11 protein-coding genes and 1 tRNA gene are annotated in these 14,533 nt (G+C 47.6%); 6 read left to right on the forward strand and 6 right to left on the reverse strand.

Translation table 11 applies throughout. The features are described 5' to 3' along the window. Positions 1–5: 5 nt before the first annotated feature. Positions 6–1,088 carry a PspC domain-containing protein gene (locus DWW52_RS19595; protein ID WP_118717546.1) on the reverse strand — a complete coding sequence of 361 codons (1,083 nt, stop codon included), beginning with the start codon at positions 1,086–1,088 and terminating at the stop codon, positions 6–8. A gap of 12 nt (positions 1,089–1,100) precedes the next feature. Next, entirely contained in the window at positions 1,101–1,436 is a 336-nt protein-coding gene (locus DWW52_RS19600) for a PadR family transcriptional regulator (RefSeq protein ID WP_118717579.1), read from the reverse strand. 249 nt (positions 1,437–1,685) lie between these two features. Between DWW52_RS19600 and gpmI the strand changes: the two genes are divergently transcribed. Then, entirely contained in the window at positions 1,686–3,206 is a 1,521-nt protein-coding gene (gpmI, locus tag DWW52_RS19605) for a 2,3-bisphosphoglycerate-independent phosphoglycerate mutase (RefSeq protein WP_199692023.1), read from the forward strand. Positions 3,207–3,272: 66 nt separating this feature from the next. Here gpmI and DWW52_RS19610 read toward each other — a convergent pair whose 3' ends face one another. After that, a complete protein-coding gene (locus tag DWW52_RS19610; RefSeq protein ID WP_118717550.1) occupies positions 3,273–4,217 on the reverse strand; it encodes an Rpn family recombination-promoting nuclease/putative transposase in 945 nt (314 codons plus the stop codon). A 422-nt stretch (positions 4,218–4,639) separates the two neighbouring features. Here DWW52_RS19610 and DWW52_RS19615 point away from each other — a divergent pair, with 422 nt between their 5' ends. Next, a complete protein-coding gene (locus DWW52_RS19615) occupies positions 4,640–5,227 on the forward strand; it encodes a DUF3109 family protein (protein WP_118717552.1) in 588 nt (195 codons plus the stop codon). A 65-nt stretch (positions 5,228–5,292) separates the two neighbouring features. Beyond that, positions 5,293–5,368 (forward strand) — tRNA-His (locus DWW52_RS19620). A gap of 83 nt (positions 5,369–5,451) precedes the next feature. On the opposite strand, the gene DWW52_RS19625 is transcribed toward DWW52_RS19620, so the two are convergent. Genes DWW52_RS19625 through DWW52_RS19635 form a run of 3 tightly spaced genes read right to left on the reverse strand, consistent with a single transcriptional unit; the run spans position 5,452 to position 8,486 of the window. Then, on the reverse strand, positions 5,452–6,156 hold the full coding sequence (locus DWW52_RS19625) for a LytTR family DNA-binding domain-containing protein (RefSeq protein WP_118717553.1): 705 nt from the start codon (positions 6,154–6,156) through the stop codon (positions 5,452–5,454). Further along, on the reverse strand, positions 6,153–7,178 hold the full coding sequence (locus DWW52_RS19630; RefSeq protein WP_233556992.1) for a sensor histidine kinase: 1,026 nt from the start codon (positions 7,176–7,178) through the stop codon (positions 6,153–6,155). Before DWW52_RS19630 ends, DWW52_RS19625 begins: the two co-directional genes overlap by 4 nt. Positions 7,179–7,187: 9 nt before the next feature. Continuing rightward, positions 7,188–8,486, reverse strand: a complete 1,299-nt coding sequence (locus tag DWW52_RS19635; RefSeq protein ID WP_118717555.1) for an alpha/beta hydrolase-fold protein — start codon at positions 8,484–8,486, stop codon at positions 7,188–7,190. Between the two features lie 200 nt (positions 8,487–8,686). Between DWW52_RS19635 and DWW52_RS19640 the strand changes: the two genes are divergently transcribed. Genes DWW52_RS19640 through DWW52_RS19650 form a run of 3 tightly spaced genes read left to right on the forward strand, consistent with a single transcriptional unit; the run spans position 8,687 to position 14,304 of the window. Beyond that, positions 8,687–9,793, forward strand: coding sequence for an efflux RND transporter periplasmic adaptor subunit (locus DWW52_RS19640; RefSeq protein WP_118717557.1), 1,107 nt, complete (start codon positions 8,687–8,689; stop codon positions 9,791–9,793). A gap of 3 nt (positions 9,794–9,796) precedes the next feature. Further along, entirely contained in the window at positions 9,797–12,934 is a 3,138-nt protein-coding gene (locus DWW52_RS19645; RefSeq protein WP_118717559.1) for an efflux RND transporter permease subunit, read from the forward strand. 14 nt (positions 12,935–12,948) lie between these two features. Continuing rightward, positions 12,949–14,304, forward strand: a complete 1,356-nt coding sequence (locus tag DWW52_RS19650) for an efflux transporter outer membrane subunit (RefSeq protein ID WP_118717561.1) — start codon at positions 12,949–12,951, stop codon at positions 14,302–14,304. Positions 14,305–14,533 lie beyond the last annotated feature (229 nt).

The following is a 14,533-nucleotide window of genomic DNA, read 5'->3' on the forward strand; positions in this document are numbered from 1 at the left end:
GTTGTTTAAGCGAAATGTTGATTATACGAGTTAATATATAAGGAACCTTCGGGTATTTCCGCTGAAATACTAGGCTCGAATAGCTGTTCATGATGGTTTTCTCCCCTGAAGCGATCCCCGTATCTCACGGTCAGATAGCCGGTTGCCAACAGGGCAATGAGCCACAGGACTAGCGTGTAGATGATTACTTTTTTGTTGTTGCTCTTGAATGGTACGAATACTTGGATTAGGAGATAGAACAACAAGAATATCGGGATAACGATGAGCGCGCCGTTGACTAGTTTGAACGCGAATAGCGCGCCGGGTATATCCGTGTAAACCGTCGAGTGGAAAGCATAGAACGGGTTGAAACCGGGTATTATAAAGTGTTTTACAGTGTTTACCGGAAAGCTGATCAAACCTGCTAACGGTTTGAAGAAGATGGCGAAACATATTGCGATCCCGATAATCAGCAGGACATCCCGCGTGTTGTGATTACGTTGTTGTAAGTGTTTGTCCTTGATATCCTGGTATGCTGTCCGGATGGAATCTTCAATGTTGGATACATTGACGTATTTCCCTCTCATCTGTAATCTTTGGCGAGGGGTAATGGCTTTTGGGAGTAGTATCCACATGAAAATATAGATGATAAAGAATACTCCATAAGCAAGCATCAATACCAAAAAACATACCCGCGTGAGCGTGACGGGTATCCCGAGATAAGCGGCCATGCCAGACGCGACACCGCCTAAAATCCGGTCATTCGGGTCCCGAAATAATTTCTTGGGTTGGGAGGTATTCGTGCTTGTTGCCTGTCCCTGCACGGGTTCTTGCGTGTTTTCTTCTTCGAAAATATCTTCCGGTTTGCCCATGATCGAGATTGCCTGTTCCACGTCGACCGCGGTCACGGCTTCCCGCTTATCCTGTTTTTGGTATTCCATGAATAACTCGGCCAACCGACTTTCGATGTCGTACATGATTTCATCGCCGTCTTCACCTTTGGCGTAATGTGCTTTAAGCGTGTTTATATATTTCTGTAATATATCCAAAGCGTCATCGTCAATGTTGAAGACTTTTCCACCCAGGTTAATAGTAAATGTTTTATTCATAAACGTGGAATATTAGCTGTTATGGTTTTCTTTGATACTATTCACGGCAGAGGTCAGTTCTTCCCAGGAATTTTCCAATTCTTTGAGGAATGCCCGCCCTTGTTCCGTGATACTGTAATATTTGCGGGGAGGTCCTTGCAGGGATTCTTCCCAGCGATATGAGAGTAGCCCCGTGTTTTTCAGCCGGGTCAACAGGGGATAAATCGTGCCTTCGACAACGATCATTCGGGAGGACTTTAGTTTGCTGATGATATCCGGGACATAGGCATCCTTTTGCGCGATAATCAGCAAAATACAGTATTCCAGAATCCCTTTCCTCATCTGAGCTTGTGTGTTCTCGATATTCATACCTTGATTCTTTTTATATTGCATGGCAAAGATATGAATAAAAAATAGTATTATGCAATACATAGTACTATAAAATAATAATTCTTATCCTTTTTGTCATAAATGGGAGGAAGATCAATCCGGGAAGACGTTTCTTTTTTGGAAAACGTTTCCGTTGATTTTCCTTGATTGTAAGGTGTTAAACTGGATATTAAAGATTAACTTTGCTGTCGGTTTAAGAAAGAGTAAATAACAATAAATAAAATAGATATGAAAAGAGTATTATTGATGATACTGGATGGTTGGGGTGTTGGAAAGCACGACCATTCGGACGCTATCGGGAGTACGCCTACTCCCTGTATCACGGAATTGGCCAGTCGTAACCCGCGGGCTTTGCTTTACACGAGCGGGGAGAACGTGGGGTTGCCTGACGGGCAGATGGGGAATTCGGAAGTTGGACACTTGAATATCGGGGCCGGGCGAGTAGTTTATCAGGATTTGGTAAAGATCAACCGGGCTTGCCGGGATCATTCGATCGCCCAGAACCCGGAGATTGTGAAAGCATTCAATTACGCCAAGGAGAACGGGAAGCAGGTGCATTTTATGGGTTTGGTTTCCAACGGAGGGGTACACAGTTCGCTGGATCACGTGTTTGCCCTCTGTGACTTGTCCAAGGAGTTCGGGGTTGAGAAAACTTTCGTGCATTGTTTTATGGACGGGCGTGACACGGACCCCAAGAGCGGGAAAGGTTTTATCGAGGAGTTGGAGAACCATATGCGGCAATCCTCGGGTAAAATTGCTTCCGTGATCGGGCGTTATTATGCCATGGATCGGGATTCCCGTTGGGAGCGAATCAAGGAGGCTTATGATTTGTTGGTAAAAGGAACGGGTACACCCGTGACGAGTGCCGCGGCAGGAGTGCAAGCTTCGTATGATGCCGGGGTGACCGACGAGTTTATCAAGCCGATCGTTTGTGTCGATGAGGCTGGGAAACCTGTGGGAACGATTCAACCGGGTGACATGGTGATTTTCTTTAACTTCCGTAATGACCGGGCCAAAGAGTTGACAATCGTGTTGACTCAGGAGGACAAACCGGAGTTTGGGATGAAAACCATGCCGTTGTATTATTGCACGATGACTCCCTATGATGCCAAGTTCAAGGGACTGCATATTTTGTTTGATAAAGAGAATGTGGTGAACACGATCGGGGAATATATTTCCAGTCAGGGGTTGAAACAGTTGCGTATTGCCGAGACCGAGAAATATGCTCACGTGACCTTCTTCTTGAATGGCGGGCGAGAGGAGCCTTTCGAGGGAGAGAGCCGTATCCTGGTTCCTTCGCCGAAAGTGGCTACCTATGATTTACAGCCGGAAATGTCCGCTCCGATCGTGACGGAAAAGATCGTGGAGCAGTTGAACCAGAAAAGCGTGGATTTTATTTGTTTGAATTATGCGAACGGGGATATGGTGGGACATACCGGGGTATACGAGGCGATTCAGAAAGCCGTGGCAACCGTGGATGAGTGTGTTGGGAAGACGGTAGCTGCCGCTCGGGCGAACGGCTATGACGTGTTGATCATTGCCGACCACGGGAATGCCGATAATGCCGTGAACGAGGACGGTACCCCGAATACGGCCCATTCGCTGAACCCGGTTCCCTGTATCTGGGTGACCGATTCAAAGTGCGATCACTTGCGTGATGGGGTGCTGGCCGACGTGGCCCCCACGGTACTGGCGATTATGGGACTTCCGCAACCCAAGGAAATGACCGGGAAATCGTTGTTGGTTTGAAGTGAATTATATAAAAAAGTCCCTGAAAGAGTTTCAATTTCAGGGACTTTTTATTTACGCGCCTCGTTATTTTAATCTTTCTATTTCATTAATTGTGAGTCCCGTGCATTGAGAGATGATATCTAACGCAATGCCTTTTGCTATCATGTTGCGGGCTGTGATAATGATTCCTTCAGTTCGTCCTTCAGTTCGTCCTTCAGCTAATCCTTCGGCTTTCCCTTCTTTTCTTCCCTCTTCTCTCCCTTCTTCTCTCCCTTCCTCTTTTCCTTCATCCCAGCCCTCTCCGTGTGCGGTTGTTAAAACATCCCATTGAATTCGTAAATTCTCGATATGACGATTGTAAGCTGCTCGTTCCGAGTCGGTCATATCCGCTACTCGCAACCGTTCTCGTGCGGCCTGAAGTCCTTGCACTTGTGTGCTTTCGTCAATGACTCCTGATTTTAGGAAGCGTACCCATTCGTCCAGGGGAGTGACGGCGTGATCGTTAAATTCATTTACCCGGAGTACGAAATATTCGGGGAAGATATCCCCGGCGTTTTCTCGCACGAAAGTGTTCCGTTGTTTCACGGAAAGGCGTAACGTGTCGCCCGTGTGTAATCCCTTGAAATCGGTTATCCCGCGGTAAACGTAGTCAGTCCCTTGCCCGAGGTCGAAGTAAACGATGTTTATCGAATAGATTTTCCGGATTTCCGAGTACTGGTCGCCCTCGTAAATATAATCCGTGATCGCTTTTGACACTCCGTACAGCATGCGTTGGAAATAATAGAGTTCCCTGGTATTTTGTACTTCGATGATGATTAATTCTTTATTCTCGTTCTCGGCTAACACGTCTACTCGGTTGTATTTATCATCGTCACATTCTTTATTGCCCTCGCTTTCCAAGATCTTGTGAATTTTGATCTTGTTTTCCAAAAGTACGCTTAGGAATCCTTCCAGCACGACAAAGTTCGCCTTGTTGCGCAAAAGCCTTTTCATGGCCCAGTCGAAACGGATTAAATTGTGTATGGGCATATGGATCGTTTTTATTTGTTATTACAAATATACGAATTTATCTGATAATTAGTGTGTCGTGCAGGAGGATAATTTCAATGTATGGGAATCTTTAGCCTGTATGGTAAAGGGAGCGTGCCGGTGGCTATTCTCTTCGTTGTTTCGCTAGTGTCTCTTGTGTATATTGATTAGATGTCGGGGAAAGATCAACTATAAATGGTCTGTTTGTTCAATCAACTTTCAGTTAACTTTCAGTCAACTTTCAATTAACTTACAAGTGAGACACGGGAGGGACCGTTCAGGGACACCGGCGAGGTACTCTTTGAGGATATAACCTGTACATGGGCGTGCGGTAAGACAATTAAATTGCTCGTTTCTCTCGTTTTTTATTGTAACTTTGAAAAATCATTTTCAATTTTGCATTTTCAATTTTCAATTAAAGCATGATACAGATAGGGGATACGATTATAAGCCTGGATATATTCGAGAAGAAATTTTGTTGTGATCTGGCGGTATGTAAGGGGGTATGTTGCGTGGAGGGGGATTCCGGGGCTCCCTTGGAAGAGGGGGAGACGGAACAGATTCGGGATAATTATGAGAAGATCAAGACTTACATGAAGCCCGAGGGAATTGCCGCGGTGGAAGAACAAGGGTTTTCCACGATTGATATCGAGGGCGATACGGTGACGCCTTTGATCGGGGGACGGGAATGTGCTTATATCATCGAGGAGAACGGTTGCTCGTGGTGTGCCATCGAGAACGCGTGGAGCAAGGGAGAAAGTTCTTTCCGGAAACCGATATCCTGTCATTTGTATCCCATCCGGGTGAAACAATACCAGAACTACGAGGCGATGAACTATGACCAGTGGACGATTTGCGCCAGTGCCCGCTTGATGGGTGAACGAGAGGGGATTCCGGTGTACGTGTTTTTGAAAGACGCCCTGATCCGAAAATACGGGGAGGAGTGGTATGAACAGCTATGTTACGCCGCGCAAGAGATTGTATCCGGAAAAATTAGATTTAGGCCTTAAAATTTTTGAAACTTTTCTTTGCGGGAAACGAAAGTTATTCTATCTTTGCAGCGCAAAAGCAAAATGGTGGATGTAGCTCAGTCGGTTAGAGCGTCGGATTGTGGTTCCGAAGGTCGTCGGTTCGAGACCGATCTTCCACCCGCTAAAACGGAGAATTGAATTTCAGTTCTCCGTTTTTTATTTTAATATTTTGTGCCGGGAGAGTTACGAGACAGGAGGTTGTTTCATTCCTCTTTTCTTAAAAACTTCATGACATCATCCACGTATTTCTTCCCGACGGGTAGGCTTTTCCCGTTCTTGGCCAGCACTACTTCGGAGCGTGTAAATTTTACAATCCGGTTTTTCGGTACCACGAAAGAGCGATGTATTCGTATGAACTCACCCGGGGGAAGTTGTTCTTCGATGTTTCGCAGGGTGATTTTCGAGAGTAACGTTGTGTCATCGGTGGCATGGATCTTAACGTAATTGTCTATGGATTCGATGTATAGAATCGTGTCAATGGAAACTGTCACGTTTTTGTACTCGGCCTTTAGGAGTAATTGGCGGGAGGATGATTCTGATACGGTCAGGAGGTCGTTCATCCGAAGCCATTTTTCGGCTTTTTGCAAGGCTCGGTCGAAACGGTCGTAAAAATAGGGTTTGTGCAGAAAATCGACGGCGTTCACTTCGAATCCTTCAAGGGCATAGTGGGCGTAAGCTGTGGTGAATATCAGGCAACAGGTGGGAGGTAGTTCTCGGGCAAGTTCAATGCCGGAAGTACCGTTCATTTCTATATCGAGGAATACGATGTCGGGACGCCATTCTTTGATACGTTGCATGCCCAGCCGGGGTGAGCTGTAAGTTTCCAGGGTAATGTTCCCGCGGCGTTCGCAATACTGGCGGATGATACTTAGTGCGATTGGTTCGTCGTCAATGGCAATGCATTTCATAGGGATTCGGATTGAAGTTCGAGTCGGACATGGAAAATGTTGTCTTTGTCTTTCCCGATGACCAGGTGGTGGCGTTCGGGATAGAGTAACGAAAGGCGCTTACGGCAGTTCTCTATACCCATTCTTTTGGAGTTTTTCATCTCTCGTTCGAACACGGTATTGTCTACTTCGAAACAGAGATTGTCTCCTTGCTGGTTGAGACGGATACGGATGAAGCACGGTTCGTTGGAGGAAATGCTATACTTGAAGGCGTTCTCGATGAAGGTGATCAGTAGCATGGGTGGTATGGGCATTTCGGGTGATTCTATCCGGTGGGTGAAGGATATGTCGGCATATTCGTTTAGTCGTAATGCTTGCAAGGCAATATACTGGTCGATATATTCCACCTCTTCGGATATGGCGATAAATTCACGGTTCGCATTGTTGTACATGTATTTTGTCAGGTTGATGAAGCGTTCCATGGTTACTTCGGTTTTGTCGGAGTGCATGATGAGCAGGCCGTAGAGTGTGTTGAGCGTGTTGAACAGGAAGTGTGGATTGATTTGAGCCTTGTAGAGAGCCAGTTCCGCTTTGTTGCGTTCGTATTCTATTTCTTCGCGTTCTTGCCGTTGCCGGTTGATTTCGGTAAGCATTCCTACGGCAAAACTGAACGTGGCAACCACGACGTAGAGTAGCCACACGGCTTGTTGGTTGAGACGGACTTTCACCATCGTGCGCGGGTAAACGTGTTCGTACAGATGATAGAGCGGGGATGAAACCTCGTAACAGGACATTGCATAAGTGAGGGTGAGCGACACGAGCATAATGCATAGCCCGCAGGCACGCTGTCGCCGATGACGAAACAACAGTGGGACCGTGATTCGTCGGTTGAGAAAATAGGTGATGTATAACCATAACACGAAGGAGCAAACGAACACGGGATACGTGTCAAGCCATCGTTCCACCGGGAAAATGAGTATCATCAGCGGCAGAAAGATGAAGCAGAAAGCAAGGTCAATATAGAGGGGAACGTTCTTCATCATTGAGGATTGTTATTTGTGTTGCTCGAACAGCCAGTCCTGCACTCCTTCTATGCCATAAGCCACGAACCACGTTGCCCGGTGATTGCCGCCGGTGAGATGAGTGAACAGTAAGTGATTGCCCTCGGCACGCATCTTGTCGGCTTCTTCGCTGAACTGTTCGGGGGTGAGTGTCATGTCCCAAGTGGCTTCAGACACGGTGCTACCTTGCTTGCGCCATATCTCTACGGCTTGCCCTTGCAGCGAGTTCGACGATGTGTCGCCTTCACAGGAGATAATCCAGATATTCTGTTTGTCAAGCGGTCCCATCAGGCTTGGATTCCATTTGCCGGCAACAAGCAAGGCTCCCGCGAACAGATCGGGTTCTTTCAGCATCATGACGATGGAGGACATGCAGCCCATGGACTGTCCGGTGGTATAGATGCGATTCGAGTCGATGGAATAGCGCGTTTGCAGGTCTTTTAACAAGGCGATAGTTGCGTCAAGATGATGGCTGTAGTTCCAATTGTCGTCCACCGTGATGAACGGATACTCGGGAGCCACGACGATACATTTATGGCGAGCTTGAGCTTCCGGTTCAGCCCATGAGGTGGCTCCGTTGCCTTGGTAAAGTGTTTGTTTTACCGGGCCGCTTGCCACGCCAGCGTCGTGAATGAACAGTACTAACGGGTATTGTTCGTTGGGATCATAATCTTCCGGCAGGTAGAGATTGTAGGGTAGCACCTGTCCCGTGTAGGGGCTGATAAATTCGAACTGTTGAAAATCGTCGGCCACGAGACATTTTTCTTCGGTACTTTCTATAGGGGTTTCATTTGCTTTGTAGGTTTTTCCTTTGGTGGTTTTGATGTTTCCTGTCTGGAACACGACTGCATTACCCGGATATTCATCATCACCTCCCGTGCTCCAGCCAGCTCGTAGCCCGGGACCGCCTTGCATCCGGTCGCGCTCTTTCTTTTTTTCCAAATCAGCCTGAGTGGGTTGTTTGGGTTGTGCTTGAAGGTCTACTTCTGCTTTCACTTCGATGATTACATATTGTCCGTTCGTGCCTTGTGTTGTTGTTTCGGGTGCGTTGTTGGCGTAGACACGGGTCACTTCTTTACCTTCTACTCGATAACTATCGGTCGAGAGGCTCTTGTTGCTGATGGGCGAGTCGTATTCCAAAACAACGGTTGTTACTTTTCGCCCGTCGCCCAGCACTTTGCTGATGGCCGTTGCGGATTTTACATGCTCGGAAGATGTGTTCGTGTTCTGGGCTTGTGTCAAACCCAGAAATCCGGTCAAGATCATGGTGAGAATTGTTTTTTTGTTCATAATTGTATAAGTTTATGTTTGTATTTATCTCATTGATCGTATAATGCAAAGGTACTTCATTTTTTGAGATGCGGCAAATGTGGTCTTTTCATTTACCACCACATTTGATGATTCTACCACCACATTTTTGTATTGAAGGTTTATCTTTTTTGCTTGTGGTTATTTTTGTAGAGATAAAATGAATTTAAATATTTTCAAGCATGTTAAATAAAATCTTTTTCCTACTGATTCTTGCTTGTCAATTTTTGACGGCTTGCAAGGATGAACCTGTGAGTGAAGATATTTCCGCTTACAAAACTATTGCAGTGAAGGCATCTGACCGTACGCTTAATTCGGAGTATTCTGCCACGCTAGCGGGACAACAGGTGGTGGAAGTGCGTCCGCAGGTAAGCGGACTTATCACCCGTATTTGTATTGATGAGGGGGAGAATGTGCGTAAGGGACAGGTCTTGTTTGTCATTGATCAAGTGCCTTATCGTGCGGCGTTGGCGGAAGCAGAGGCCAACGTGAAGAGTGCCGAGGCTAGGCTTGCTACAGCCCGGCTAAATCTGGAAAGTACACAAGCGTTACGTGAAAAGAACGTGGTGAGTGATTATGACCTTAGTGCCGCTCGTAACGATTTTGCTGCAGCCGAAGCCGCGTTGGCGCAAGCTGAGGCTCAGAAAGTGAATGCGGGTAATAATCTCTCTTATACTGAAGTGAAAAGCCCGGTGGACGGGGTGGCGGGAATGATTGCTTACCGAGTGGGGACGTTGGTCGGTAGTGGTATTGCTAGTCCTCTTGTTACCGTTTCGGATGATAGCCGGATGTATGCTTATTTTTCCCTGACGGAAAGTAAGATTATTGATTTGATGGAGCAATACGGTTCCTTGGAAGAGTTTATCAAGCAAATGCCTGAAGTGGAACTGCGCATGAGCAACGGTAAGAAATATCCTGAGAAAGGACGAATCAGTGCCGTGAGTGGGCTCGTCACGGCCGGAACGGGAACGGTGACGATACGAGCCGATTTTCCTAACAGCAGGGGGATATTGCGGGGTGGAGGTAGTGGGGCGGTTATCGTGCCGAGTATTCGGGAGGAGTGTATTGTTATCCCGCAGGGGGCGACTTACGAGCTACAGAACCGCGTCTTTGTTTATAAGGTGGTGGATGGTAAGGCTCAGTCCGCTCCTGTTACAGTTTTTCGCTTGAATAACGGCATGGAGTATATTGTGGAGGCAGGTTTGCAGGAAGGGGATGTGATTATTGCCGAAGGTGCCGGGTTGGTGCGTGAAGGTGTCGTGGTTAATCCTCAAAACGGAAAGGAGTAAATTATGGTTGTCAAGACTTTTATAGATCGTCCCATATTGTCGGGAGTGATTTCGGTGGCAATTATCATCGTGGGGCTGATAGGGTTGAGTCAACTGCCCGTGGAGCAGTTTCCCGATATCGCTCCGCCTACCGTGCGTGTCACGGCAACCTATACGGGAGCTAATGCTGAGACGGTGATGAAAAGCGTGATTACCCCCTTGGAAGAGCAGTTGAACGGGGTGGAAAATATGATGTATATGACTTCCACGGCCACGAATACCGGTTCGGCATCTATCAGCGTCTATTTCCGACAGGGGACAGATCCCGATATGTCTGTGGTGAACGTGCAGAATCGGGTGGCGTCGGCGCAAGGCTTGCTTCCGGCAGAGGTGACGAAATCGGGTGTCACCGTGCGTAAGCGGCAAAATAGTTCGCTGAAATCGCTTTCGCTTTATTCTCCGGATGATTCGTACGATGCCAACTTCCTGACTAATTACATGAAAATTAATATCGAGCCGCAGATGTCACGTATTGCCGGTGTGGGGGAGGTGAATATTTGGGGAGCCAATTATTCGCTGCGTATCTGGCTTGATCCGCGGAAGATGGCGCAATATGGTCTGATGCCTTCGGATATAGCCGCGGTACTCGCCGAGCAGAACGTGGAGTCGCCTACCGGTACGTTGGGGGCGGAATCCGCCAACACCTTCCAGTATGTTTTGAAATATCGCGGGCGTTACGAGGAGGAATCGGATTACGAAAATATGGTTATTCGCTCTTTGCCTAACGGTGATGTGTTGCGATTAAAGGATGTGGCGTGCGTGGAACTTGGAGCGGAGAATTATGCTTTGCTCAGCCAGACGGGGGGACATCCGGGTGCTAACTGTATGATCGCCCAAACTTCAGGTTCGAATGCTAACGAGATTATCAAAGAGATAGATGCCGTGACCGATGATATTTCTGCAAGTTTGCCTAAGGGAATGGTGCTGGAGGATATCATGAGTACGAAGGATTTTCTCGATGCTTCTATTGCCAATGTGGTGGAAACGCTGTTGCTTGCTATCGTGCTGGTGGTGTTGGTGGTTTACCTGTTCTTGCACGATTTGCGAGCCACGCTTATTCCCTCGCTTGCCATTATCGTCTCTTTAGTGGGAACGTTTGCCTTTATTTACGTTGCGGGTTTTAGCTTGAATCTGTTGACGCTTTTTGCTATCGTGCTGGTTATCGGGACTGTGGTGGACAATGCAATCGTGGTAGTCGAAGCCGTACAAGCGAAGTTCGATGAAGGTTATACTTCTGCTTATAGAGCGACAGTAGATGCATTGAATGGTCTGACCTCCGCTTTGGTGACCACGACCATCGTGTTCATGGCGGTGTTTATCCCCGTGTGCTTCATGGGTGGCACGACTGGAACATTTTATACCCAGTTCGGGCTGACGATGGCCGTGGCCGTTGCGATATCGTTGCTTAATGCCTTGACCCTCAGTCCCGCTCTTTGTGCCCTAATCATGAAACTGCGAGCGGGAAAGGCGGTAGACGGGAAGATGAAGTTTTCCGACCGTTTCCATTACGCTTTCGACCGCTCGTTCCGGCACATATCGGGAAAATACGAGAGAGGTGTTTTCTTCTTGTTCAGGCATAAGAGCGTGGCGGTAGGGGCTGTTGTCGGGGCCTGCTGTGTCTTGGTGTGGCTGATGAATGTCACGAAGACCGGACTTGTACCGCAGGAAGACATGGGGACGATCAACGTGAACGTGCAGACTTCGCCCGGGTGTAATTTGAACGAGACGGAACGGGTGATGGATGAGGTGGAAGAAGCAATTCGCGACATTCCGCAAATTAAAATTTACTCGCGTGTCACGGGAAAGAATGCCCGACACGATCAGTCAGCTTCCAGTGGTTCGTATACCATTCGTTTAAAGTCGTGGGACGAGCGTACGGGAAAAGGTGATGATCTGAACTCGGTTATGGAGGAAATCTACCGCCGCACGGATCATATCAAGGCGGCGCAGATACGAGTCTCTACCAGCCCGATGATTTCCGGATACGGGACGAGTGATGGTTTCGAACTTTACGTGCAAGACAAGAAGGGGGGAAGCGTGGAAGACTTGCTGCGCTATACCAAAGCTTTTATAGAAGCTATGAACAGTCGTCCCGAAATATCACGAGCCTATACGACTTTCGACACCAAGTATCCGCAGTTCATGGTTGAGGTAGATGCCGTTTTGTGCAAGCGTAACGGGGTGTCACCTTCGGATGTGCTGAACACGCTTTCGGGTTACGTGGGAGGTAGTTACTCGTCCAATTTGAACCGCTTTACTAAGCTCTATCGTGTTATGGTGCAGGCCTCGCCCGAATACCGGTTGGATGCCGAAGCGTTGAATAATATTTATGTTCGTAACAGTAGCGGGGAGATGACTCCTATTTCACAATACCTGACACTCTCGCGGGTATACGGCACGGAAAGTCTTTCGCGTTTCAACCTCTTTTCGGCCATTTCCGTTTATGGCGCTCCTGCTGACGGTTACAGTTCGGGGCAGGCTATTCGTGCCATCAAAGAAGTAGCGCAAATAGCACTGCCTGAAGGTTATGGTTACGAGTTTGGCGGCATGGCGCGGGAGGAAGCCTCTACGGGTAATACCACGACGATGGTTTTCATTATCTGTATTGTTTTTATCTACCTTATTTTGTGTGCTCTCTATGAAAGTTTGCTCATACCGTTTGCCGTTATTTTTTCGGTACCGTTCGGATTGGCAGGAAGTTTCATCTTCGCTCAATTGTGGGGCTTGGAGAATAATATATATATGCAGACAGGGTTGATCATGCTTATCGGTTTGCTCGCCAAGACTGCGATCTTGCTTACGGAATATGCTTCGAGCAAACGTAAGCAGGGATTGAGTATCACGGCTGCAGCTATGTCTGCCGCCAAAGCCCGTTTGCGTCCTATCCTGATGACGTCGTTGACGATGATCTTCGGAATGCTGCCGATGATGTTCGCGCGGGGTGTGGGTGCTAACGGTAATATTTCGGTCGGTGTGGGTACGGTGGGCGGTATGCTGGCGGGAACGATAGCTCTGTTGTTCGTGGTGCCTTCGTTATTTATTTTGTTTCAGTATGTTCAAGAGCGATTTCTGCCCGGGCGTTCGGTTGTGGAACCTCAATAAACCATGATGTTGATATGAAAAGAATAGGAATATTTCTTGCCGCTTCTCTCTTGCTGAACGGATGCGGCATATATACCGGATACACCCGTCCGGAAATAGAAACGGATAGTCTTTACCGGGAAACGTATGGGGCGGATGCAACTTCCATGGCGACGAAGCCGTGGCGGGAAATTTTCACTGATCCGTATCTTCAAATGCTGATTTCTATAGGTTTGGAACGGAACACGGACTTGAATATCGCACGTCTGCAAATAGAGGAAGCGCAAGCCGTGTTGATGAATGCTCGTCTCTCTTACCTACCATCAGTGGACTTGGCCCCGCAAGCTGCAGTTAGCCGCTATAATGGTGAAATGAAAAAAACTTACAATTTGGGAGCTTCTGTCGCATGGGAATTGGATGTTTTCGGGAAAGTGACTAATGCAAAACGAGGAGCCCGTGCTGCGCTCGAATCGAGTGAAGCTTACATGCAGGCCGTGCAAACCCAATTGGTGGCGACTGTTGCCGAGAGTTATTACACGTTGCTGATGCTTGATGCTCAACTTTCAATTTCCGAACAAACATTGGCAAATTGGGACAAAACGATCTTTATGTTGGAGGCTCTCTCTGAGGCCGGACGGGCAAATGACGTGGCGGTACATCAGGCACGGGCCAGCCGTACGGCTCTTGATGCCTCGCTATTGACCATTCGAAAGAGTATTAGCGAGACGGAGAATTGCTTGTCGGCATTACTGAAGCAACCTGCTCGTCTCATCGAACGTGGAACTCTGGAAGAACAGGTGTTTGCCGATGAGTTGACGGTTGGCGTTCCTCTTGAGCTTCTTTCTAATCGTCCCGACGTGCGGCGTGCGGAAGCTGCCTTGGCGGAGGCTTTTTACGCGACCAACGCTGCCCGCTCCGCTTTTTATCCGAGCCTGACGCTCTCCGGCACGTTAGGATGGACGAATAATGGAGGCGGAAGTATCCTCAATCCGGGTAAATGGCTCTCGAACGCTCTCGTTCAACTCACCACCCCGTTGTTTAACCGGGGAAGTAACCGTGCTAGTTTGAAGATCGCTAAAGCCCGTCAGGAAGAGGCTATTCTGTTATTTGAACAATCTCTTCTTGATGCAGGCAAAGAGGTAAATGATGCGCTTGCCGAATGGCAGACGGCAGACGCCCGTATTCGACTCGACAAACAACAGATAGCCGATTTACAGGCTGCCACGGAGAAGACATTGTTATTGGTGCGCTACACTTCGGCTAATTATCTGGAAGTGCTCACCGCCCAACAATCTCTGTTGAATGCTCAACTGACGTTGGTTCAAGATCAAATAAGCAAAATGCAGGGTGTCATACATTTATATCATGCGCTTGGCGGGGGAAAGAATTAATAAGTGGTAATTGTCGGGAGATTATTGCTTTAGGATTTCAGTATGATTAGCCGGAAATGTATCTTTGTTCCGATACCTGTTCTCGGAAGTAACACGTTCGTTCTTGAAATAACATGTCGTCTCACAACTTCTTTATCGTTTTTTTGTAATGAAGAGAATTATGACTATTTTTACACAATCGTTGACGAAACGATGTTTATGAATATAAATCATTAATAATTAGAATAAA

Origin of the sequence: Odoribacter sp. AF15-53, assembly GCF_003479425.1 — a bacterium.
Classification (GTDB): domain Bacteria; phylum Bacteroidota; class Bacteroidia; order Bacteroidales; family Marinifilaceae; genus Butyricimonas.

Bases quoted from the DNA above. Each gene is read 5' to 3' on its own strand.
- DWW52_RS19635 (WP_118717555.1), bottom strand. From the start codon at position 8,486: ATGAACAAAAAAACAATTCTCACCATGATCTTGACCGGATTTCTGGGT.
- DWW52_RS19610 (WP_118717550.1), bottom strand. From the start codon at position 4,217: ATGCCCATACACAATTTAATCCGTTTCGACTGGGCCATGAAAAGGCTT.
- gpmI (WP_199692023.1), top strand. From the start codon at position 1,686: ATGAAAAGAGTATTATTGATGATACTGGATGGTTGGGGTGTTGGAAAG.
- DWW52_RS19650 (WP_118717561.1), top strand. From the start codon at position 12,949: ATGAAAAGAATAGGAATATTTCTTGCCGCTTCTCTCTTGCTGAACGGA.
- DWW52_RS19595 (WP_118717546.1), bottom strand. From the start codon at position 1,088: ATGAATAAAACATTTACTATTAACCTGGGTGGAAAAGTCTTCAACATT.
- DWW52_RS19645 (WP_118717559.1), top strand. From the start codon at position 9,797: ATGGTTGTCAAGACTTTTATAGATCGTCCCATATTGTCGGGAGTGATT.
- DWW52_RS19625 (WP_118717553.1), bottom strand. From the start codon at position 6,156: ATGAAATGCATTGCCATTGACGACGAACCAATCGCACTAAGTATCATC.
- DWW52_RS19600 (WP_118717579.1), bottom strand. From the start codon at position 1,436: ATGAATATCGAGAACACACAAGCTCAGATGAGGAAAGGGATTCTGGAA.
- DWW52_RS19615 (WP_118717552.1), top strand. From the start codon at position 4,640: ATGATACAGATAGGGGATACGATTATAAGCCTGGATATATTCGAGAAG.
- DWW52_RS19630 (WP_233556992.1), bottom strand. From the start codon at position 7,178: ATGATGAAGAACGTTCCCCTCTATATTGACCTTGCTTTCTGCTTCATC.
- DWW52_RS19640 (WP_118717557.1), top strand. From the start codon at position 8,687: ATGTTAAATAAAATCTTTTTCCTACTGATTCTTGCTTGTCAATTTTTG.